This window comes from Vibrio sp. vnigr-6D03, assembly GCF_002835515.1.
Lineage (GTDB): Bacteria > Pseudomonadota > Gammaproteobacteria > Enterobacterales > Vibrionaceae > Vibrio > Vibrio penaeicida.
Genome location: NZ_PIZL01000003.1, coordinates 126,021 through 148,345, shown reverse-complemented (window position 1 = coordinate 148,345; position 22,325 = coordinate 126,021). Strand labels below are relative to the sequence as shown.

The 22,325-nt window shown below is 43.1% G+C and carries 20 protein-coding genes; 13 read left to right on the top strand and 7 right to left on the bottom strand.

From position 1 onward, the window contains the following. Positions 1-5: 5 nt before the first annotated feature. Genes CW749_RS05325 through CW749_RS05300 form a run of 6 tightly spaced genes read right to left on the bottom strand, consistent with a single transcriptional unit; the run spans position 6 to position 5,726 of the window. Complete coding sequence (locus tag CW749_RS05325; protein ID WP_101111011.1) at positions 6-1,058, bottom strand: histidine kinase; 1,053 nt, start codon at positions 1,056-1,058, stop codon at positions 6-8. Further along, positions 1,058-2,329, bottom strand: coding sequence for a hypothetical protein (locus tag CW749_RS05320; protein ID WP_101111010.1), 1,272 nt, complete (start codon positions 2,327-2,329; stop codon positions 1,058-1,060). Before CW749_RS05320 ends, CW749_RS05325 begins: the two co-directional genes overlap by 1 nt. A gap of 1 nt (position 2,330) precedes the next feature. Then, positions 2,331-3,125: an outer membrane lipoprotein-sorting protein gene (locus tag CW749_RS05315; protein WP_101111009.1), complete on the bottom strand. Its 795-nt coding sequence runs from the start codon at positions 3,123-3,125 to the stop codon at positions 2,331-2,333. Continuing rightward, the gene (locus CW749_RS05310; protein ID WP_101111008.1) at positions 3,118-4,401 is read right to left on the bottom strand and encodes an FtsX-like permease family protein; all 1,284 of its coding nucleotides are present in this window, start codon (positions 4,399-4,401) and stop codon (positions 3,118-3,120) included. The genes CW749_RS05315 and CW749_RS05310 overlap by 8 nt, the downstream gene beginning before the upstream one ends. Next, positions 4,389-5,072, bottom strand: coding sequence for an ABC transporter ATP-binding protein (locus CW749_RS05305; protein ID WP_101111042.1), 684 nt, complete (start codon positions 5,070-5,072; stop codon positions 4,389-4,391). The genes CW749_RS05310 and CW749_RS05305 overlap by 13 nt, the downstream gene beginning before the upstream one ends. Positions 5,073-5,081: 9 nt before the next feature. Next, entirely contained in the window at positions 5,082-5,726 is a 645-nt protein-coding gene (locus CW749_RS05300) for a hypothetical protein (protein ID WP_101111007.1), read from the bottom strand. Between the two features lie 252 nt (positions 5,727-5,978). Between CW749_RS05300 and CW749_RS05295 the strand changes: the two genes are divergently transcribed. The 13 genes from CW749_RS05295 to CW749_RS05225 all read left to right on the top strand — a co-directional run bounded on the left by CW749_RS05295 (position 5,979) and on the right by CW749_RS05225 (position 21,171). Then, positions 5,979-6,704 carry a MipA/OmpV family protein gene (locus tag CW749_RS05295; protein WP_101111006.1) on the top strand — a complete coding sequence of 242 codons (726 nt, stop codon included), beginning with the start codon at positions 5,979-5,981 and terminating at the stop codon, positions 6,702-6,704. Between the two features lie 146 nt (positions 6,705-6,850). Next, complete coding sequence (locus tag CW749_RS05290) at positions 6,851-7,579, top strand: DUF2807 domain-containing protein (RefSeq protein WP_101111005.1); 729 nt, start codon at positions 6,851-6,853, stop codon at positions 7,577-7,579. Between the two features lie 498 nt (positions 7,580-8,077). Next, positions 8,078-9,235 carry a porin gene (locus CW749_RS05285; RefSeq protein WP_101111004.1) on the top strand — a complete coding sequence of 386 codons (1,158 nt, stop codon included), beginning with the start codon at positions 8,078-8,080 and terminating at the stop codon, positions 9,233-9,235. A gap of 78 nt (positions 9,236-9,313) precedes the next feature. Next, on the top strand, positions 9,314-9,940 hold the full coding sequence (locus tag CW749_RS05280; RefSeq protein ID WP_101111003.1) for a DUF2057 domain-containing protein: 627 nt from the start codon (positions 9,314-9,316) through the stop codon (positions 9,938-9,940). 529 nt (positions 9,941-10,469) lie between these two features. Then, on the top strand, positions 10,470-11,864 hold the full coding sequence (locus CW749_RS05270) for an O-antigen ligase family protein (protein WP_101111001.1): 1,395 nt from the start codon (positions 10,470-10,472) through the stop codon (positions 11,862-11,864). Beyond that, positions 11,854-12,918: an acyltransferase gene (locus CW749_RS05265; RefSeq protein WP_101111000.1), complete on the top strand. Its 1,065-nt coding sequence runs from the start codon at positions 11,854-11,856 to the stop codon at positions 12,916-12,918. Before CW749_RS05270 ends, CW749_RS05265 begins: the two co-directional genes overlap by 11 nt. 122 nt (positions 12,919-13,040) lie before the next feature. Beyond that, complete coding sequence (locus CW749_RS05260) at positions 13,041-13,412, top strand: VOC family protein (RefSeq protein WP_101110999.1); 372 nt, start codon at positions 13,041-13,043, stop codon at positions 13,410-13,412. Positions 13,413-13,497: 85 nt separating this feature from the next. Continuing rightward, on the top strand, positions 13,498-13,893 hold the full coding sequence (locus CW749_RS05255) for a hypothetical protein (RefSeq protein ID WP_101110998.1): 396 nt from the start codon (positions 13,498-13,500) through the stop codon (positions 13,891-13,893). 326 nt (positions 13,894-14,219) lie between these two features. Beyond that, positions 14,220-14,441, top strand: a complete 222-nt coding sequence (locus CW749_RS05250) for a hypothetical protein (RefSeq protein ID WP_101110997.1) — start codon at positions 14,220-14,222, stop codon at positions 14,439-14,441. A gap of 587 nt (positions 14,442-15,028) precedes the next feature. Beyond that, a complete protein-coding gene (locus CW749_RS05240) occupies positions 15,029-16,516 on the top strand; it encodes an NAD(P)H-hydrate dehydratase (RefSeq protein ID WP_101110995.1) in 1,488 nt (495 codons plus the stop codon). Positions 16,517-16,647: 131 nt separating this feature from the next. Next, positions 16,648-17,130, top strand: a complete 483-nt coding sequence (locus CW749_RS05235; protein ID WP_101110994.1) for a L,D-transpeptidase family protein — start codon at positions 16,648-16,650, stop codon at positions 17,128-17,130. A 280-nt stretch (positions 17,131-17,410) separates the two neighbouring features. Further along, positions 17,411-18,619 (top strand): multidrug efflux MFS transporter EmrD, encoded by a 1,209-nt coding sequence (emrD, locus tag CW749_RS05230; RefSeq protein WP_101110993.1) that lies wholly within the window; start codon positions 17,411-17,413, stop codon positions 18,617-18,619. A gap of 185 nt (positions 18,620-18,804) precedes the next feature. After that, positions 18,805-21,171 carry an EAL domain-containing protein gene (locus tag CW749_RS05225; protein ID WP_101110992.1) on the top strand — a complete coding sequence of 789 codons (2,367 nt, stop codon included), beginning with the start codon at positions 18,805-18,807 and terminating at the stop codon, positions 21,169-21,171. Between the two features lie 46 nt (positions 21,172-21,217). On the opposite strand, the gene CW749_RS05220 is transcribed toward CW749_RS05225, so the two are convergent. Continuing rightward, positions 21,218-22,192, bottom strand: coding sequence for a Gfo/Idh/MocA family oxidoreductase (locus tag CW749_RS05220; protein WP_101110991.1), 975 nt, complete (start codon positions 22,190-22,192; stop codon positions 21,218-21,220). Positions 22,193-22,325 lie beyond the last annotated feature (133 nt).

The window sequence follows — 22,325 nt, the reverse complement described above, 5'->3', positions numbered from 1 at the left end:
CGAAACTAAGCTTTAAGGAGCACTTCCAGTGCCAATTTGTTAATGGTGACTCGAGACGTCACACCATGGGTATCATTCTGTATAACAGCAAGTTTCGCATCTTCGCCAAGCAGCGTTTTTAAACGAGCACGAATGTTTTGCAACCCAATTCCATGGCCACCTGATGCATTATTGCTGACTAACCCTACCCCGTTATCACTGACTTCAAGAATAATATCAAACTGATTTTGCGTAACATTCACATTAATATGCCCGCGGTTCATGCTGGGTTCCAACCCATGTACAACAGCATTCTCTACAAGTGGCTGTAGTAAAAAAGGTGGCACCATTAATGCTTCGGTTGATTCGTCTTTTGTGACAGTGTAACTCATAAGTTCACCCAACCTAATTTGTTGAATGCCCAGATACGCCGAAAGCAAATCCAATTCATGTTCCAGCGGCACAAATTGTGTTCTATTTTTCCGCAATGTGGCACGAAGCAAGTCAGTTAAACGAGAAAGCATTTCTCTTGCTCGCTCGGGATCACTTTCTATTAAAACGTTGATGTTTGCTAATGTATTGAACAAGAAATGCGGCTCAATCTGACTTTGAAGCTGCTTAAGCTCTCCCAACACAAGCGCTTTTTCTTGATCGGCTTGGATTCTTCGGGCTTTTTCAAGTTCGTGTTTCGCCTGAATGTTTTGCTCATAGGAGTAGAAATAATAAAAACAAAATGCCGTGAAGATAAAACCCAACATAACAATGGGTTTCATGTCCTCGTAGGTCGAAAAGTTTGAATACTCACTCACCCAATAATGCGCGTTAACACTTCCACCCAGCATAGACAGTATTAGCGACAAAACATTCACGATCCTTGGCGAAAGTTCTGGTGTGATAAATGTGATGACTCTTGCGCCAAGGACAGCGCTGTATCCGTATCCTAGGCTGATCAATAAGTGCTTATAAAAAGGCGCGTCCCAAACGTAAAACGTTACGGTAGCGATCATCACACAAAATAACGATGTAAAAGTGATGCTCTTAACCCACTCATTTCGGAGCACACCAAATTCTGTAACCATTAAAATTTTCCCTTAAAATTTAACAAAATCATACGGCTAGTTTGTAGATTTTTATAGACTGAGCCTGATTTTCCACCATAAAAACGTGCGGCAAGCTCCGTTTCAAAACGAGCATTACCATCGTCATACCACTCCATTCCAATTCTAGGTGTGGCTATTATTCCTCCGTCTTCCGGTGCAACAATGACGTCGACGGTAGGTGTGATCTTTTCAAACCACGAGGGCGCATTTTCCCAATTTGTGCCCTGCCAATTCTGAGTATCCAATGTCCAGTGAAGCATCATGTTATGCCGAACTAAGTTTGCACCCGAAAGCCCTAAAGCATAGGAATTGGCTAACCCATCTTGGAGATAGTCGTTTCGCAAAGAAGTGGCGGTTTCGAAGGCATTTCTCCATTCACCATCACTCCATGCTCGGCTGTCGTACCAATACTCTGCAATCACGCTATGACCTGAATAACTGCTCCAGGTAACCCCTGTTAAAGCTTGATAAGCACCGTCTCCCTTTCCAATTTCTACGGGTGAAAAGAGTGTCTCTGGCTGTACGTATGTCATGTGTTTACGTTGAATAGCTGCCGAAGAATGCCATGCCCATTCGTGTCCAAATACCGTCACCCAACTGCCACCAACCAGACCTTGGCGCACATTGTCATAATAAGCGAGTAACTGATACTCGCTATCACCTTCCAAACCGTAATAGCGAATTCCTAGACCATTTTGTTCAGACGCTTCCTGCAACTCGCTCCCTTCTTGCTGGGTAATCGAGGAAGTCGTCGCAAGAAGTGTCCATTCTCCTTTCGCTCCATAGTGAGAAAGGCTAAATAGCCCCACTCCTTCCTCAACCTGAATACCAACAGGGTTGCGACGATAAGGATTAAATACATCTAATGGGCGGTAGCCATAAGCCACACCGTAATCTTGCCGAATTTTCCCAACTGTAAAATCCCAGTATTCACTGCCCAGCTTCAACTCCCCTTGCCAAAAAAGCTCACGCACAATGATTTGATTTTCATTGTTTTCACCATTTTTTGACTGGTAAAGGTCATCTGCTAGTAACGCGAATGTCCCAGAGGCAGAAAATCCACTTAACTCCAGCTCCAGTAAGGCATCTACGCTTTGTTCTTTGATTTCACCACTTGAAAAAAGTGGAGAGTTTGATCTTGGCGAAATGGAGTCGGCACTCACTGTCCAATCCCAATTTGCACTAAGCTCGGACGCGTTCAAAGAACCGGATAGCAAAAAAGCGATCGAGACGATATTTAAGCGAGTCACGTTACAGCTCCGACACGCTATTTCGCACTAAATACGACGGGTTGTAATATTTTTCTTCCAGCTCAAACGGTGAGATTTCTTGATATTCTATCTGGGTTTTTTTGTTTGGCTGAATCTTATCCAGTAAGGTCATAGCGACAACAGCTCTCCCCCCATTACGTTCACCTTTAGTAAACCAAGCTTCTTTGGCGATCTTTCCAGACTTCAAAATCAAATTGGCTTTAATTGGAAAGTCTGTTTCGGGTGCAAGCCAAAGTTCGATGGTGTGGTAGCTTGCTCCTTTTGTTTTTGCGGTCAAAAGCAGTTTATTGCCGTCTATTTCACTACCATCTGGTTTGGTCACACTTTCGATTTGCTCAAACACCCCTTGATAGTCATCACTCCATGTCAGGGTTGATATATCACCGACAGACGCTTCTCCCAGTAGCTTTTGCATAGGCGTAATTCGAATAGGGCGGCGACTCTTTGGCATCACTAGCCAATAGTTGTCTTCCAGCATTAACATTTTTTGTCCCGCCTCTACCTTAGATTTAAAAATCACGAGAGACTGCCTTTGAGGGCGTGTGTAGACGTGGTATTGGTGCGTTTTTTCTCTTTCATTGTTTTTGAAAAGATGTACAACAGACACGACTTTAGAGGACTCGTCTTCCATGCGATATTCATCCGCTTTTTTGAGCATTGCATTTACGTCAAGCGTTGCCAGATCGGCAGTTGCGTGTACTTGACCAATCGTCAGTACCAACCCAGCCCCGCTCATCATGCCAAGTAATACGATTCTGGAAATGAACTTAAACATACGCCAAAGCCTCTGTAATAGGTTTGTTTGCGCCCTTACGAGCAGAGAGATAAGCGGCGATGATGCAAATGATCATGACACCGAGTGTCGAATACGCCGCTAGTTCAGGGGAGAAATTGATTTGAAGCGGATAACCTTCACTGTGACCGGGAGGTGGCGGCATATCGATATCGACAACTAGCAGCAATAGCCAAATACCAATACTGCCAATCACCCCTAAAATGCTTCCAAAGAGCGCCAGCAGCCCAGCTTCTTTTATGAAGCCAGAGATAATTTCGCTAGAATACGTCCCAAGAGCGGATAGCGTGCCGATTTCGCGCGTTCTTTCAGCCACCGACATCGTCATCGTGTTGAACAGAGACACGAAGACAACTAAACCCATCACCAATCCCATGATGCCAAATATGCGATCGTACAAGTCTTTGACTTTCTTGTAGAAGAAAGCGCGTTCTTGCCAAGGAGTCAATTGGTAGGCTTGCTCAGAAGACGTGTTATCTATCAAAGATTGCACCTGTGCTTGCACCAATGAGGTTTGCTCTGTTTCAAAAAGAAAAACCGATAAAGTACTTATCTTTTCAGACACCAAAAGCTCTTGAGCAGAGTTGATATGAAGATACAGCTGACGCTTGTCTAATTCTGGTATACCTGTTGAGTAAATACCGCGAACCATAAAATCCAGAGCATTAAGCGCACCATCACTTGTGGTAGCAAGAAGAGTCACCCAGTCGCCAACTTCTACTTTTAGGTTTCGTGCCAATTCATAGGCCAGCATTATTTGAGGCTCTTCAGGGTTATAGCGACTAGAGCGAGGGCTAGACAGTGTTCTCCCCTGTCGAACATCGAGAAAAGGTCCTTTTAGGTCGAACTCTTTCTCATTGACACCATTACCAACAAAGATGGTTGACTTGTTTCCATTGGAAATCAAACCCGTAAAGTAAATTCGGGGTTGTACCGATCGCACCTCATCCAAGGACATTATTTTTCCAACAAGCGCCTGAGTATTGGATAGCCCATTGGAGAGCGGCATTTCTTCATCTTCTTCAAAAAAACCCGGCTGGCTTAGTGTTAAATGCCCAGTGTCCCTAGCGGTGGATTCTTTGAGTGACTGATAAGTAAAAAGACCGAACCCGCCTGCGCTCACCATAGCGAAAACAGCGATAGCTACAATAAAAACGGACAGTGCACTTCGGCGACCATTTCGACGAAGGTTTAAAACCGCATGGCGGAGCCCTTCAAATACACTCCATGCTGAAAGAGATGTGGTTAGCTTACCCATTTGAGCGCCTCCTCTTGGATATGCCCATCAAAGAGAGCAATCGTTCTATCACAACGATCCGCCATTCTTTGATCGTGCGTCGCGATAACAAAAGTGGTGCCAAACTCCTGACCTAAAGATTTCATGATATCAATCACCAACGTTGCACTTTCGCTGTCTAAGCTGGCTGTCGGTTCGTCCGCAATAACGAGCTTGGGCTTGTTCACTAACGCGCGGGCGATAGCGACACGCTGTTGTTGCCCGCCCGACAAATGATCGGGTCTATGATGAATAAACTCTGCCAACCCAACTTTTTCTAATATGCCTTCCGCAAGTTCATATTGTTCGCGTTTGGAATACCCCACCAGCCTTAGTGGGTACATGACGTTTTCTAGTGCGGTCATCACTGGCACCAAGTTAAAGCGCTGAAATATAAACCCCATTTCAAAGCGGCGAATACGCGCCGCTTCTTGAGGCTCTTTTGGCATCGGTTCACCGCCAAACTCGATTTCTCCGGAGTAATCGGTATCAAGTAAACCTAAAATATTGAGCAGTGTGCTTTTACCAGAACCAGAAGGGCCACAAAGCGCGAGCATTTCACCTTTGCGAATGTTACCCGTCGCGCCTTTCAACGCTGGAACATCGATCATTCCAAGTTGGTAGTTCTTCTTTATATGATGGAAACTAATCATATTTCCCCCTTACGCTTTCTCTAACAGAGCTTGGGCTTTTTGGGTTTCGGGGTGAGAAGCATTTTTCTTTTTCATCAGTGCCAACCATGCATTGGCGCGGTCGATATCTTCAGCGCGAATGGCGGTCTCAATGGCAAAGGTGTAGATCCAAGACGTGGCTTCAAAAGGGGCTTGCTGAAATTGCGATTCACCGAGTAAGTCAATAAACAAATCGTAGCCACGATCGAAGTGATTAAACATATCAGGGAGTTGGCTATAGGTTGCGGCAGACAATGCTCGTGCCAAATACGTGTCTGGCAGACCTTGTATAACCGGCTGTGATTCTAACGGGATAGATTGCGAAGCGATTAAACTTAATCCTTTATCTATCGTAACTAGGCCTTGCTCCACATATTTCATTTTGTTCCAAGGCATCCAGGCATCGCGTCCTTGCAAGGTTTGTGTACTGCCTAAGTAAACAAGGCTTAGAGGTTTGGCACCTTCGCTTTGGATCAATTGGTTTAACTGCTTATAAACCAGTTCGACTTTGTCCGTATCGCCTTGCGCGGCTTGATTGTATTCATTAATTAACTCGTTGGATGGGTTAGCGACAACTTGCGACATTCCAGCAAAAAGAAGTGACGAAATAACGAGTGCATTTTTTAAGACTTTCATAACCGATATCCATTCTGTAGTTGGTAGAGCTACTCTATTGCTCATGGACGCTCGGTTCTGTTGAATGCGACAAACGGTCGATATGCGGAGTGAACGGTTTTTCTGCCTATACTCAATATTTGTGTAAATTTTAGAAATCTAGGCATTTTTTTTGCTTAACGTTAACCGGACACACTATTTATTTGCCGCTTGTGAAAGAAAATGGGCAAAAAACGGTTCTATATGCCTGTTAAAAGGTCATGGATGTAAATTATGAAAAATATTGTCGCACTCTCATTAGCATTGGTATCTGGTTCAGCATTAGCAATGGAACCAGTTGAGGAATATGGAATTATTGGCGCAAGCGGAACGTTTGGGCAGTCGATCTATTCAACAGAAGATTCAGCGCAGTTTGGTATAACACCCAATCTGTTTTATTACGGTAATCGCGGATTTATTGATGGCAGCCTGGCAAATTATAACCTCTTGCCATACGTAGGCATTTCGGGAAATTGGCGATTCGCGCAAGTATCCAACACATTCGACACAATTCCGAATGGAATCGATGAGCGAGATGGTAACTTGGAACTAGGTATTACACTTGGAACTCCGGGTGCCCGGATCACCTACTTGCAAGACGTGATGTCTGTGCACGGAGGAAAAGAGATTCAGGTTCACCTTGGTAAAACATTCGATACCCCGATGCGTCGCTTCACGTTAACACCTTATGTAGAACTGGATTGGAGAGACAGAAAATTGTCTCAGCACCTATATGGTGTAAGCGCTTCAGAATCAAGTGCTTCCGGATTGATGAAGTACGACGCTTCAAGCAGCTATGTGTATCAGGCTGGTGTAATTGGCTTGTACGATTTTTCTAAAAAGCTGGTGATCATCAGTAAAGCTCGAATGGAAAGCCACGATGATGATAGCCCAATTGTTCAACGTAGCTTCGGTTGGTCTTTTGAACTGGGTCTGACGTACAAATTTGCTGGGAAATAATGGCGAATTTAACTACTAATATTAGTTAATTTCACCTGACTGACCATAGCAGTCTATATAAATCAATAAGTTAAAGCTGGCACGCATATTGAAATAGGTATATTCAATTATGTGTGCTTTTTAATTTGATTTGAATGGATTTGATTATGTCTTCAGTGTCTAAAAGGTTCTCTCTAAGCAAAGTACTTTCCTCTACTAATGTGTTCTCTCCTATAAAAGGGATAAATGCACTACTGTTCACCATCGCTATCATTTCACTGATTGTCGCCGACTCTGCGCTGGCAGATGAAGAACGCGCCTTTCCAGTCGACGATTTTCATTCCCTTTCTGTTGCTAAAGATGTCAGCGTATCTGTGATTTGCGGCTCCGCTCCAATGGTTATTGCCAAAGGTCATAAAGATGTACTCGATGATCTGGATATTGACCAATCTAACGGAACACTGTCTATTTCTAATGATGGTGAAGATCCCGGTATATTTTCGAGTAAACATCTTGATATCAGTGTTATCACCAACAAACCAATTGATGATATTCAGGCGATCATGGGTAGCCAGCTTCAAGCTCATCCCTGCGCAATCTCAGATAAAAACCTTCATGTCGTCGCCAGTATGGGCGCAGATGTAAAAATAGAGGGCAAAGTACAATACCTAAATGCAGAATTTTCAATGGGTGCGAATTTTAATGAAAAGGAATCGGACCTCCAAATAGAGCGAGCGAATGTGGATGCCGCAATGGGTGTAAACGCATTTCTCTGTGGGGCTAAGTATGTATCCGGAGAACAAGCAGCAGGTACGCTACTCAACATAGGGCAAGATACACAACAAAATATATCAACCGCGATGGGGGCAGCTGTGTCCAAGTCAGGTTGCAGCTAATTTATACCCATTAATTAAGTTTGAATAATCCTAAATATACGTACACAACAGGTTTTACATTAAACCTGTTGTGTACTAGAATCGACATGTAGAAAAGAAAAGTTCCGTCCATACGACGAAAGCAACGCGATGCACATCATGTTTTTTATATCAAATACCTCAAAACACGTAAATTTCTAAAAAAACTATAACGAACTCCACCAATGTTTAGCCCTACTGCAAACAGGAGTGAGTTAAGTTCCGTTCAAACAATAAACACTTTTTTTCTTTTTATATTTATTCCTAGAAACACCATATCCTATTGTTAATTAAGAATTTATATTTATCTCAAAATCTAAATTTTGACGCTCTTCAAAACGATTTCCGCTAAAAATTCGCGACAATAAATTTCTCATTAAGCTTATTCACGTACTCAATCGAACCAAGATTTCGGTGTGCGAGTATCCAGCGGCCTATCAGTGCTGGCACACCAAAAAGCTATGTATTTTAGGAGTTAACATGAATAAGATTTTTAAACCCAGCCTTATCGCAATGGCAGTTAGCAGTGTTGCATTTACCGCTTTTCCAACTATCGCAGAAGAAACCGATGCCAAGTACGACGTATACGGCATTATTGCTGTTCAAGCTCATTATCGTGACTACGAAAATTCCCCGAGCCTAACAGGCTTTCAAACCAATAATGAGAGCCGAATTGGGTTTAGGGGTTCTAAACAATTCCAAAACCTTGGACCAAAATTTATTTGGCAAATTGAAGGGGGTTATGTCGATCCTTCTTATTCTGATCACACATCAAACGGTGGTTTTGGTGAAAGGGATACCTTTGTCGGATTCGAAGATTTTGAGTCCTTTGGTCAAGTTAGAATTGGACGCGTATTAACACCACTTTACGAAGTAGTCGACTGGCCAGGTGCTAACCCAGGCTTGGGGGATGTTTGGGATTGGGGTGGCTTGATAGGTGGAGCAAAATTCCAAGACCGCTCATCGAACACCGTTCGTTGGGATTCACCAGAATGGGGAGGAATGACATTTGATGTGGCTTACGGTAGAACCAAAGCCGCCGCAACTGGAAGCGATGAAGGTTGGTGGCAAGGTGCAGCAGCGCATTACAAAGTCGGACCTTTCCAATTTGATGCTGCATATGAAGTAAACCGAAACACAGCGGAAAGCTTCCAAGATGGTACGTTAGACACTAGCGCACACGATCCGAGCACCAAACAAACCTTCAACCGTGTTTGGGACAACAATACTTATTTAGTCGGCGTACAAGGCTGGTTTGAAAACGGTATTTCCTTCTTTGCACAATATCGAATCCAAGATGCTGAAGTCACCGAAGGCATTGATTCTGGCCGTGAAGAGAAACAAAACGCAATGACATCGGGGCTCATGTACAACACGGGTGACTGGCAGTTTAAAGTCGGCTACACCAAAAACTTCGAACTTGAAGTCAATGGTGAAAAAGTGGAAGACAGCTCAGACGACGTCATCTCTGCTCAAGCAATGTACTTTGTAGACCCATCTGCAGTGCTTTACGTACGTGCTCGCGACGTCACAATGGGTGGAAATACTGTCGATTCTGGCAACGCAGGTATGACCTACGATCGCTGGAAGTCTGATTCTTTCAACGAGGTTTCCGTAGGCGTTGAATACTACTTTTAACCCTTTTAAATCATAATTTCAGGGCGAGTTTATACTCGCCCTACTCCGTTTCTGTATTTTATTTTTCCGGTGCTTCTTATGCGAATAACACATACACTCACCTTACTCTTGGCGCTTTTCTCTTTCTCAACAGTCGCCTCTACTCATCGTATAGAAATCAGCAAGGAGATGATTCCTAGAACCTTAAACGGGCAGAAAGTAGAGAGTAACTGGATTAAATCAGACTCAACTGTCGAACTGGATTCTGGTATTAACCAGCTTGTCGTGACCATTGGGCAGATTGTCGTGGAAGATGGGCGACGAACTAAATATTACTCCCAACCCTATATCCTTTTATTCGAAACGAATGATTCTCTTTCCCTTAGCTATAAAACATTCCGCACCATAGAAGATGCTCGTCAATTTGAGAAAAACCCGCAATTTGAACTTACCAACTCTACGGGTAAGCAGGTCAACTTCAAAATAGACTCTGTTCATATTGGTGGGCTTCAAACACGTCAAGACTTCGAATCTTCAATCAAAAAATACAACGAAAATGGGCGAGGGGAAGCCGCGCTTAGCCACTCAGAACCTATTTCTTCTTTAAGATCTTCCACAAGCTCAAAAGATACTCACACTATTTCAAGCGTAAAATCTGGGTTTTTGTCCCTTAATGAAATGGAGCAGAGACGCTTTATGAGCTGGGCGCTGGAAAACCTTAAGTAGCGAACATAGTAAGAATGCGGGCACCGCAAGCCCGCCAAGTCCTATACTCAAACCACCTCAAGGTGCAGGATTCAGAGCTCTATCTTCTGTTTCAGTTCAAGGAGAAGAACGCAGTGGAATGACGAGTCCTTTCCAAGTTCTTTGACGATGAAATGAGACAGAAGATAAGCTCCCAAGGGCGAGTTTGCTTGGTTTTCATGCTGCGTTACCGATTCTAGATTTAGAACCACTAGATCTTCAAATCGGTGCCTTACCTGAAAACCAAGCAATTCTCGCTGAACCAAGCACCTTGAGGTGGTTTGAGTATAGATCCAAATGGGGCGTGACAACTAAAATTACCAATATGCGAAAACATCACCAGAACATTAAATGTAAAAGAAGACACACCGTATAAATTGATAACTAGTTTGATTCTCAAAATAGGAAGTCAAAAAGCAATGACATAAACTTGTTTAAAAACAAAGTAATACGTTAGCAATATATTGGCATCACCTTTGCAATCTAAAGCATATAGCGCAAAGGAAACCACATGCCACCAATTAACCCGACATCTGAAATTGAAACACATAGAGGCTCAGCAATTGCACTGACGACCTTGTGTGCGGCTATTGGGGTGCTTTGGTACTTTGTCCCCCACCCCGCGATTCCAGTTGCTTTGGCGGTGGCACCGTTTGCTCTGCTTCTCACCATTCACTATCCGGTGTTACTGGCACTTTTATTTATCGTATTTTCATACTTTCGTCTTCACGAAGCGTTCCCATTTCTCATGCCTTTCAGAATCCCACTTCTGCTCTCGCTTGGGACGTTGTTTACTTTTTTTTGGCACATTGCCATTTCAAGAAGCATTCAATTCAAACCCTGCAAAGAACTAATGTGGCTAGCACTCTTCTTCATGGTAGTCACAATGGGTATTGTATTCGCGAGTAATAAAACGGCGTCTATCAACTACTTCACCAGTACTTACGTAAAAATCGCCATTATGACACCAGTATTAACGTGGATCCTGACCAACCCTAGCCACTTTAGGCTCGCCATCCGGCTGTTTTGTTTTGCTGGGTTGGCTGTTGCTTTCGTGGCAATTTCGAACAAGCTTGCAGGCATCGGAATTGTAGAGGGTAGCCGAGTCACAATAGGGCGGAGTTTTCAATCCGTACTGGGCGATCCGAATGACCTGTCTCTCGTACTTTTATTCCCATTCTCATTTGCGATAGCGCAAATCCTTGCCCCAGGAATGACGCGTTTAGAAAGATTGCTAGGTATTGCATCAGCCGTGTTCATTGTTTGGGCAATTATTGCCACACAAAGCCGAGGCGGACTGCTGGGAATGGCCAGTGTTGTGGGCATCTTCGCTTACCGTAGAGTGAAATCCAAATCACTGCTGATAATGGGAGGCACTGTACTCATGATGGTGTTGTACCTAGCAGCCGGTATCAGTGGAAGGAAGTCTGGAGGCGCTGCTGAGGAAGGCATAGATGAATCTGCAATGGGCAGGCTTCATGCGTGGGAAGCTGCTTTCAAAATGGCGGTAGATAACCCCTTAACAGGCGTGGGAATCGATAATTATCTCTACAACTATTTCTTCTACAGCAGTTACTGGGATGGGATGAATCATGCCGTCCATAGCTCTTGGTTTGGCGTTCTTGCTGAATCCGGTTTTTTGGGCCTGGTACTGTTTATCGCCATGATCGTCACCATGTTTAAAACCTCCATTTCTTCGGTCAGAACGGTCAGCGAAAACCCAGACAATTACCCGCCAATCACCTACGTAATGAGTGAAGGGACACTCGCTGGGCTCATTGCATTTTGTGTATCCGGCTCGTTTCTAACTCAAGGGTACACGTGGCCTATATACATATTGCTTGCACTCACTGTCGCCAATTTCAATTACATAAATCAAAGTAAGGAGACACAAAATGGACAATAGAATACCGTCGCTAGACGGACTTAGAGCCGCGTCCATTGGGTTGGTATGCTTGGGCCACTTGGTTGGCACAGTTAACTTCCCCACTATTTTTGGTCCTTTGCAAAGCTTGGGAAACTTTGGGGTAAAAGTGTTCTTCGTAATTTCAGGTTTTTTAATCACTACCTTACTTTTAAATGAGCTTAAAAAAACGAGCCGAATTAACCTATCTCAGTTCTTCATTAGACGCGTATTTCGCCTCTTTCCCGCTTTCTATTTCTATATCTTATGCATCGCTATCGCGGAGCATTTTGGCTGGCTTTCTCTAATGTCTGGTGATCTTTTCCATGCCGTAACGTATACGATGAACTATCACCATGAACGCGAATGGTGGCTCAACCACACATGGTCTCTAGCGGTAGAAGAACAATTTTATTTGCTGTGGCCATTACTCCTTACGCTACTTGGTCGTCACCACGCTAAATACCTTCTTGTTGCCACAATTATTGTTGTGCCGTGTATAAGAGGATGGATGCTTTTTGGTTTGGAAAGCTCACCTTCGGCATTAACGCGTGAATTTCAAGCTATCGCCGACGCATTAGCTATGGGGTGCGCATTAGCCTATCTAAAAGAAAGTGGATTTAAATTACCCAACTACTTTGCATCCGCGTGGTTTGTTGTCGTGCCCGTCTGCATGATTCTGATTCCAAGTGTGATGTACAAAATCCAGCCCAACTGGTTTTATATTGGTGGGCAAACGTTCATCAATGTATGTGCGGCATTGATGATTTTGCGCTATAGCCAGTTCAACCAAGGTCTAAGCTTCAAACTGTTAAATAGTAAACCCGCAATTTGGCTTGGTGCACTCAGTTACTCACTTTACTTGTGGCAGGAACCTTTCCTCAACAGTTGGACGCAAGCATGGTATGCCACTTGGCCAATTAACCTTGTACTCGCATTTGGTTTTGCACTGATTTCTTACTACTTAATTGAAAAGCCGGGATTGAAGCTAAGGAAGAAGTGGCAATCATCAAAATCTTCACACAACGGCATTTCTATTGATAAGTCGAAGGCGTAACAAAATTGAGGATAACCATCGAAATTCCAAGCCGAGTTGGGATTAAAGCAGGAATAGCACTACGCTAGAGTGACGTAACAACAGATACTTCACGACGGCACTTATTCAATAAGGAGTTCACCATGGAATTGGGCGCTTTTTCTGTCAGCTTGAACGTAAAAGACCTTCAAGCATCAAAGCAATTTTACCAAGCACTCGGGTTTTCAGTTTTTGCAGGAAACGAATCTGAAAACTGGTTAATACTGTCGAATGGCGATCATAAAATCGGACTGTTTCAAGGGATGTTCGAGAAAAACATGCTCACATTCAACCCAGGATGGAAGCAAGATTGCAGTACGTTAAGTGAATTTTCTGACGTGAGAGACATTCAAAATCACTTAAAAAAAGCAGGGATTGAATTAACGATGACTGCCGATGAATCGACATCTGGGCCCGCTAGTATCATGCTTGAAGATCCCGATGGTAATCCGATTCTTTTAGACCAACATGTGTAACATCACGAAAACACTTACTTTTTCTTGAGAATAAGCAACGATAGGAATAGTTTGAATACCCTATTCACTCAAGGTAGAAGCGGCAATGATTTCTGTTCACTATTCATACCGAGAAGGCGATAACAAAGAGCCTTCTCATTTTTCTTCAGAAAATGCGACCGTAGAGCACGTCACATCCATCATTGCTGAATACCCGTGGGATACGGAAGGTGAACTACCCAGTGAAGAGCACGGTGGTGGCGCTGTATTCATTGAGTTTACAAATAGTGACAAGCAAACTGCTCTTTTCCAATTAGTCCCCATTGGTGAAGGTCGCTGTATGTTGTTTGTCGATGTAATACTTCAAAAAGGGTTTCTCGGATTTATTGGGAAGAAAGCAGTATCCCGAACGTTTGATGACCATTCCGTTGTAGAATTCAGCAAAAACATAAAGGCTTATTGTGAATCGAGCATCAGCGAACTTTATGGCAAATTCTCGTAACACTTAAGCTGCCAAAATTCTAATCGAGATATACTGAGGCGCACAAAACTCCGCTCAAGTCTCACTACGATTATTTGTTGCATCTTACCTTCAAGTAAACATGACACTCCATCCAAAAGTGGTATATTTAAAGAACTTTTTGCGCTTTAAAAATAAAGTCATGAGCTCAAATTGCAGAGAGTTATCTTACTGGAATATTGATCACCCTAAATGTTCTAAAAACAAGTTTGACGCTCCGTAATGTGGCTCCTAAAGTTTGCTATACCCGTTGTTGTTCTGATTAACAATAAGCGGTCCGTCAAACACTAAACATAGGAGCCATCGTTATGAAAAGAGCCAGTTCAGCCTACCGCCTTCAAATGATCAAAGAAGTCGCTACACGGAACCAAGAGCAACCTAATGATGACCCTATGGCGAGTTACATACGGCAGATTCTAGAGGAAGAGCCGCTGAAAGAACAACGCATGGAATCACAACATCGATTCGTTGGCGCGCATTTTGACGAGCAAGCAGGTGGGTGGATAGATGACCGCTGGAATATGAAGTAAACGTTCAAAAAACAAGCTCTAATGATACAAAAAAAGATTCAAAAGCCAGTAGTAATAAACGACTGGCTTTTGTATTTTTAACCGTTCGGTATTCTAAGAAAAAACCTCAAATACATCACCTTGGCTTCAGCAGAACTGGCTAATACAGACTATTCTAATGATAGTATTATACCCAAGTGACCTCAAGGTGCCTGGTTCAGCGACCATACTACCAAAGAATAGGGAACTGGTTTTCAGGCAAGGCGCCGATATGTAGATCTAGTCATTCTAAATCAAACATCGGCAACGAAGTATGAAAGCCAGTTAAACTCGCCCTTGGGAGCCCATAGTCTGTCCCATTTCCTCGTCCAAGAGCTTGGAAAGGATTCATCATTCCGCTGCGCTCTTCTCCTTGAACTGGAACAGACTATGAGGCTCTGAACCCTGCATCTTGAGGTCACTTGGGTATAGAGTTCTTGATGGAATTTTAATCGCATACCTTAGGTGTCTCACTATAAAAGCAATTTTGCATAATAAGATATCAAGGAATTGCCTACACTCTGGCGACAAAGCAGGCAATATCCCTGCTAAAAGTACAGGCTAGGACAATGAATAATAATCACATATCTATTTACTCCACCACTCAAATACGTGATGGGGAAAAGCTTGCTGCACAAAAACTTGGCATTCCAATGTACGAGTTAATGGAACGTGCGGGTAAAGCGGTATTTCGTTTAATAAACGACAAATTTACTTCAGCAAAAAGACTGCTGGTTGTATGTGGTACAGGGAATAATGGTGGCGATGGCTATGTCGTTGCAAAGTTAGCTAAGTTGTTTGGTCATGATGTGATGCTGTGGCACGTAGGTGATTCGGACAGATTGACGGGAGATGCACTCACCGCTCAGCAAGGTTGGCTAGGCGTCGGGGGAGAAATATTGTCTCCAAGTTCGTCTTTTCCTAAAGGACTCGATCTTATCGTAGATGGAATGCTTGGCACTGGCTTATCTGGCATAGTCCGACGCCAATACGCCGAAGTCATCGATAAAATAAATCATCACCCCGCACCTGTCATTTCTATCGATGTACCTTCCGGGCTTTGTGCCGATTCCGGAGAAGCTCTGGGGGCAGCGGTTGAAGCTGCATATACCGTCACGTTCGTTGGTTTGAAACGGGGATTAATCACAGGAAAAGGGAAAAACTATACCGGTATCTTGTCTTACGACAGTTTAGGTACCGACGAATATTTTCAGCAAAACGTTACTTCCCAATATAAAGTGATTGGTGGTCAGATTCTGAAAGACACATTGCCCCACCGCAAACCCAATAGCCACAAAGGCAATTTTGGTCGTGTGCTTCTTGTTGGAGGCGCACACGGCATGGGCGGCGCAATTACTCTAGCCAGCGCCGCTTGCGCTCGCACGGGAGCAGGTCTCACCAAAGTCATCACCTATAAAGAGAACGCCCCTTCTCTCTTAGCGGCTTATCCCGAAATAATGATCGACCCACATATGGGCAATAAACACCTTGTAAACGAGTCGCTGCAATGGGCTGATACCTTGGTACTCGGTCCGGGTTTGGGTCAGCTTGTCTGGGGTAATGAGCTTTTCCACCTCTTTCACAATTTAGCGCTTCCCAAAGTGCTCGATGCTGACGCATTAAATTTCTTGGCAACTCAACCTGATAAGGATCAACAGCGAGTAATTACTCCTCATCCAGGTGAGGCAGCACGCCTCTTAGATTGTTCTGTACAAGACATTGAAGACAATCGATTCCAAGCCGCTAAAGATCTTCATGAAAAATATGGCGGTGTGATTGTTTTAAAAGGCGCTGGAACCGTAGTTTATGGTGGTGATACTTTTTGGGTATGCAACCAAGGAAACCCTGGAATGGCAACTGGCGGAATGGGAGACGTATTAAGCGGAATCATTGGAAGTTTACTTGGCCAAAAACTGAGTATGATCGATGCAGCATGTTTGGGGGTTTGGCTACACAGTAACGCTGCAGATAACTGCGCACAAAATGAGGGGCAAATAGGCATGCTCGCAAGCGACCTATTCCCTTACATTCGGTCACTCCTAAACGGACACGCTTAAACAGTGGTTCAAAAATAGATAACGTAATGTGAATTGAGTAGCACTACAGCGAGGAATACAAAATACCCCTCGCTGACTTCATTAACTTGGAGTAAATTATCCTTTATATACAACAACTCACATTATTAGTAATGATCAGAAAATACGCCCTAATCTGTCTTTCCTTATTGAGCCTCACGCTTCCTTTCATGGCTTTCTCTGCTGTAGACCTTGTTAAAGTTGTAAAATCAGAGCGCACAATGACGTTGCTAAGTAAGGGGGAAGTCGTCAAAGAATATCGAATAGCACTGGGAGGCTCGCCAAAAGGGCATAAACAGCAAGAAGGTGATCAAAAGACGCCTGAAGGACGATATATACTCGATTACAAAAAAGAAGATTCAGCTTTTCACCGTTCAATGCATATCAGCTATCCAAACGCAAAAGACAAAGCCAGAGCGAAAGCTCTTGGTGTCGATCCCGGTGGGTTCATCATGGTTCATGGAAACAACCCAGAAAATCGGCTTCTACAATTTGACTGGACAGAAGGCTGTATCGCGATAACAGACGATGAAATGGACGAGTTCATGGACCTTGTTCAAGTGGGTACTCCGATAGAAATTATGTGGGAAGAGTAATTTATTAAACACTCAGCTCACTAGAACTTTCGCTCCCCTTGGAAGCCCATGTCACTACCGCTTCAATAGTCCATTAGATTTTCTAATCCAATTCATAGAAAAGTATCGTGTATTTGCCCTGCATTCCCCCTTGTTAACGATACTCTTTACTCTTAATATCTCGACAACTTCGAGGTATACCTTTTTATGCCCCTGAGGTTTAAGTGGATAAGAAAAAATAAGACGCTTATTTTCCTGCTATATCCTGATTTTCTTCGCTTTCTCATTAGGAGTAGTAAAGATGTCTTCTTCGGTACCCTTGGTACGATTGACGTTTTTAATCGCCATTCTTGCTGCAGTGGGTCAAATGACTCAAACGATGTATGTTCCATCCATTGGGCATATGGCAGCAGAGTTCATTGTGAATCCTGCGGCATTACAAGCAGTAATGGCTTGCTTTCTTATTCCTTATGGTTTGTCCCAATTTGTCTACGGTCCCCTATCTGACCGATTAGGCAGAAAGCCTATTATAATATCGGGTCTCATCATTTATTTGTTGGGGACGCTCGTTACGTTATTTGCCCAAGATTACTCGCTATTTTTACTCGGCTGCTTTATTCAAGGAGCAGGGATTGGGTGTGGCGGCACTATGGCTCGTACTCTAACCAGAGATTGCTTTGAAGGTACAGACCTGCACCGAGCAAATAGCCTAATCAGCATGTGTATAATATTTTGCCCTTTACTTGCACCATTGCTGGGAGGGTACTTAACCGAAACAACGGGCTGGCGAAATAGCTACTTATTTCTTGCCCTATTTGCAGCTGCTGTTTTGCTAACGATGATAACGAGCTTTAAAGAAACACTGCCTGCAGAGCGTAGAAATGCCGCACCAGTTTGGGAAAACTATCGATACGTATTGGTAAATCGTCGCTTTCAAGGTTACTTAGTGTGTCTTGTTGCTATGTTCTCTGGTGTTGCGGTATTTGAAGCGGCGGCAGGTGTATTGTTGGGTGGTACGTTAAAGCTGCCCGCAACCGTTGTGAGCTTGCTATTTATCGCCCCCATTCCAGGATATTTAGCCGGAGCAGGGCTTTCGAGTGTTATTGCACAAAAGAGCTCTGAAAAGCACGCCTTGGTATATGGAATGGTTGCGGCGGTTATTGGCTCGGCCATCGTTTTGATTCCGGGGCTTAACGACAAAACCACTGCTGTTACACTAGTCGGTGGAGCAACAGTATACTTTTTAGGCGCTGGCATTTTGTTCCCTGCCGCTACGACAGGCGCATTAACCCCATTCTCTTCTCACGCCGGTACCGCGGGTGCACTCCTTGGTGGAATGCAAAATTTTGGTGCTGGAATCGCTACGATGGCGGCATCGGTGCTCCCTGCAAGCAATCAATTGCCTCTAGGCATCATCATGCTTATATGCGCAATTTTTGCGATGTTGGGGTTGATTTGGGTAGACAAGCATCCTGAAATACAAACGGATAGACAAGTAACTGCGATTTAGATCCAGCTTTGTAAACTCTCTTTTAAACTGTAGTAAAAGTGTCACAAAGGATATTTAGCCTCACTATACTCTTTCACCTTATAAATAAAGCGATAACGCTTTTATGGTGAGAACAAATATCATTTACAGTTACGATAATTATGACTAACATTATTTAGTCATTAAAAATCGCAGTAGAGTATAGATTGAAATATAAGTTAATTTCTCCACGCACCACCTATATTTGGCTCACAGGCATCTTAGTTGCTCTACTTTGCTTTTATACAATTAATTTCTATGAAGGCAAGCGAGCACAATATAGCTTAGAGCTGAAAACAAACGAACAAATTGAAGCCCTAGAAAACGCCATAAGTGCTTTAAAAACTGTCCTTCATTCTACTCGAGACTTTCTTCAAATCAGTAATGATCTAACATCTGAACAATTCCATAGATTGCTTCGCGATAGAACAGGAATCGATTCAGGTATACATACTATTTTTTGGGCACCGCTCATTTCGACCAGACACCCTGCTGAAAGCAACATATTAAAAATAAAAAGCAACCAACTTGGCTATACAATACATCCTGACATTTCAACCAATTACGCTTGTTCCAATTGGCTAGGGCTTCATGCATTCCCCGTGTTGTATGCTTCTCCTAAGTTTGAAGGAAGCGAATTTTTAGGTAAAAGGTTGGAAAGCCACTGCCCAAACAATAAAGCGCTAAGACGAGCTATTGAAATTAATGAGGCAAAAGCATCTACTTTTTACCATGAAGGAAAAAGAGGGCTTCAAATATATTTGCCCGTGCAATCATCACAAGGGCAAACACTGGGTGTTTTGGTGATGAACATCATTTTACATGAGTTCCTTGAGCTGGCTTGGCAAGATGAATTTTTAGCCAAAAACATTGAAATCATTGTACAAGATGAGAATAAAAGAGAATTATTTCAAATGCGCCACCCAGATCAAAAAGACAATCTTTTTGGTCTTCTGGAATTTCCATCAGTAACTAGAAGTTTATATTTCCCTACATTAGATAAGTCTTTAGTTATCACAACTATTTATTTAAATACCGATTATCGCCCGTTGATTTATGGGGCGGCCTCCAGCTTCTTAATCTTTATGTTAACCCTCTCCGTTTCCGTTAGTGTTAAAAGCTACGCAAACCGTTTACAAGTTTCGAATAAACTTGTGGCTGAGAAAACTCAAAGACTTAGAGTTCAAGCCACACACGACTCACTAACAGGGCTATTCAATCGGCAAGCGCTAGCAGAACAGTTAGAAGATTTTATTAGCCAAATCACCCCAACGGGTGGCAATGGCTTTGCCATCCTATTTATCGATTTAAATCGATTCAAAATTGTGAATGATTCAATGGGTCACACGATTGGAGACTTGCTTCTACAACAAGTTGCTCAGCGATTAATCAACAACGTCCGCAATGACGATATCTGTTATCGATTTGGTGGGGATGAATTTATCGTTTGCCTCAGGAATAAGCTTAATCGATACGACGTTAGTAACGTCTGTCAGCGCTATCTAGCGGCACTGACGGAACCCTACTACTGTGACGGTCTCTCATACAATATTGGTGCAAGCATCGGTGTCACAACGGTCAATTCACCCACTCAAACCTTAACCAACATTCTACGAGAAGCCGATACCGCCATGTATCGAGCCAAAAATTCATCATCGGATCATGTTATTTTTTATGATGACACTATGTTTGATCAGGCCAAGCAGCGCTTTACTGTAGAAAACGAATTGAGCGAAGCACACAGCAAAAAGCAGTTACTTCTTTATTATCAACCCGTTTTCTCCGTAAACTCTGATACGGTTGCGGCATTTGAAGCTTTGTTGCGTTGGAATCACCCTGAAAAAGGGTGGATCTCACCTGCTGTCTTTATCCCCGTAGCTGAAGAAACCGATCAGATTATCGAAATAGGTGATTGGATATTAGAAGAAGTTTGCGACACTATTCAACAGATATGGGACAAGTCGCCTTCTGGCACATGCCCTCGAATCAACGTGAACGTTTCGGTGAAGCAACTTAAGTCAGGTCATATCGTTAAAACACTTCGTAGCGTTCTTAAAAAGTATCGGTTCCCTAACTCCCTTCTGGGCATAGAAATCACTGAATCCACACTACTCAACCACTCAACAGCCAGCAACACGCTTAAGCAGATAAAAACGCTAGGAGTATCACTGTACCTTGATGATTTTGGTACTGGTTACTCGTCTTTGGCTGTGCTTAACGATTACCCGTTTGACGTTTTGAAAATGGATAGAAGCTTCATATGGAAACTGAATAAGAAGGGAGATAAATCCTCACAGCTTTGTGAAGCCATTATCAAGATGTCGCATTCAATTAACCTAACGGTAGTCGCAGAAGGGGTCGAAACTCAAGCTCAATTCGATATGCTCAAAAGCTATCAATGCGACTATATCCAAGGCTTTTTGAAAGGAAAACCGGTGGCAAAATGTGAAATGTCACGCTTTATTGTCTCTTCAAGCGCAGCTAAGCAATTATCAAATATCGCGTTAAAACATAAGAAATCTGAAAACGCTTAGCCGACGCTAATGTGATTACTTAATCCGAACTCGGGATAAGCGGTGACTAATCCGCTGGATATACAACACCTATCTGCTTTCTGACTTCTGTTAGTACTTTCGCCGTTATTTTTGAAAGCTTCTCGGCATTTGAATCTGTTACGTCACCGTTGACTAGCTTGGCAAAATATTGTGCTTCATACACCATACTCATTTCGTTGGATGGCAATGTTATGTTTTGCGTTGCACCACCTCTTGGTTTGATTTCAATGTTCTGCGCTTCGGACAAATGATGAATAACAATGTTGCCGTTCTCACCTTGTATCTCACTGGGTATCGCTGAATCCGCTACCTTAGAATGCGTAATCACTACATCAAAGCCATCATAGTTAAGCAACACACTGCCCTGACCATCTACCCCAGATTCTAAAATTGTCGCCGTCGCATGCACACTCTTGGGTTCGCCAAACAGGCTTATTGCGCTCGCGATGCAGTAATAGCCAATGTCCATTGTCGAGCCATTAGAAAACTCGGGGTTAAATGTATTTGGGTTTTCGCCATTAAGATATTTTTGGTAGCGAGAAGAATACTGGCAGTAGTTTAGGATGGCTTTGCGTACAGGAGAGATATCAGAAAGCGTATTTTTGACTAACTCAAAATTGGGCAGATAATTTGTTTTAAACGCTTCCAATAGAACGACATTATGTTGGTGTGCCACTGCGAACATTCTTTCAACTTCTTCATAATTGGATGCCAATGGTTTTTCACAGATAACGTGCTTTCCATGTCGCATCAATGCAATGGCTTGTTCACAGTGAAAGGAATTAGGGCTTGCAAGGTATACGGCATCAATATCGTTGTTTGCACATAATGCATCAAAATCCGTAATGATCGTCTTGCAACCGAAGTTTTCAGCAAAGGCCACTCCTGTCTCGTGATTTCTGGAATAAACCGCGGCCAAAGAGTACTGCTCAAAGCTCAACGCGGCTTTTACAAAATGCTCCGTAATCCAATTTGTCCCTACTACAGCCAGCTTTATCATTTGTTTCCCTAATTAGTTAACGTCGCTTAGTCCCTAATAATCATCTTCTTAAAAGGCGTCATTTTCAACACCATTTCAAGTAAGGATTTGTGACAGAAACAACCGAATGATCAACAAATTATTTACAATTCCG

Coding starts and splice junctions, on each gene's coding strand:
- CW749_RS05315 (WP_101111009.1), bottom strand. CDS start 3,125: ATGTTTAAGTTCATTTCCAGAATCGTATTACTTGGCATGATGAGCGGG.
- CW749_RS05305 (WP_101111042.1), bottom strand. CDS start 5,072: ATGATTAGTTTCCATCATATAAAGAAGAACTACCAACTTGGAATGATC.
- CW749_RS05290 (WP_101111005.1), top strand. CDS start 6,851: ATGTCTTCAGTGTCTAAAAGGTTCTCTCTAAGCAAAGTACTTTCCTCT.
- CW749_RS05270 (WP_101111001.1), top strand. CDS start 10,470: ATGCCACCAATTAACCCGACATCTGAAATTGAAACACATAGAGGCTCA.
- CW749_RS05295 (WP_101111006.1), top strand. CDS start 5,979: ATGAAAAATATTGTCGCACTCTCATTAGCATTGGTATCTGGTTCAGCA.
- CW749_RS05235 (WP_101110994.1), top strand. CDS start 16,648: ATGATCAGAAAATACGCCCTAATCTGTCTTTCCTTATTGAGCCTCACG.
- CW749_RS05310 (WP_101111008.1), bottom strand. CDS start 4,401: ATGGGTAAGCTAACCACATCTCTTTCAGCATGGAGTGTATTTGAAGGG.
- CW749_RS05240 (WP_101110995.1), top strand. CDS start 15,029: ATGAATAATAATCACATATCTATTTACTCCACCACTCAAATACGTGAT.
- emrD (WP_101110993.1), top strand. CDS start 17,411: ATGTCTTCTTCGGTACCCTTGGTACGATTGACGTTTTTAATCGCCATT.
- CW749_RS05220 (WP_101110991.1), bottom strand. CDS start 22,192: ATGATAAAGCTGGCTGTAGTAGGGACAAATTGGATTACGGAGCATTTT.
- CW749_RS05325 (WP_101111011.1), bottom strand. CDS start 1,058: ATGGTTACAGAATTTGGTGTGCTCCGAAATGAGTGGGTTAAGAGCATC.
- CW749_RS05255 (WP_101110998.1), top strand. CDS start 13,498: ATGATTTCTGTTCACTATTCATACCGAGAAGGCGATAACAAAGAGCCT.
- CW749_RS05260 (WP_101110999.1), top strand. CDS start 13,041: ATGGAATTGGGCGCTTTTTCTGTCAGCTTGAACGTAAAAGACCTTCAA.
- CW749_RS05285 (WP_101111004.1), top strand. CDS start 8,078: ATGAATAAGATTTTTAAACCCAGCCTTATCGCAATGGCAGTTAGCAGT.
- CW749_RS05250 (WP_101110997.1), top strand. CDS start 14,220: ATGAAAAGAGCCAGTTCAGCCTACCGCCTTCAAATGATCAAAGAAGTC.
- CW749_RS05300 (WP_101111007.1), bottom strand. CDS start 5,726: ATGAAAGTCTTAAAAAATGCACTCGTTATTTCGTCACTTCTTTTTGCT.
- CW749_RS05265 (WP_101111000.1), top strand. CDS start 11,854: ATGGACAATAGAATACCGTCGCTAGACGGACTTAGAGCCGCGTCCATT.
- CW749_RS05280 (WP_101111003.1), top strand. CDS start 9,314: ATGCGAATAACACATACACTCACCTTACTCTTGGCGCTTTTCTCTTTC.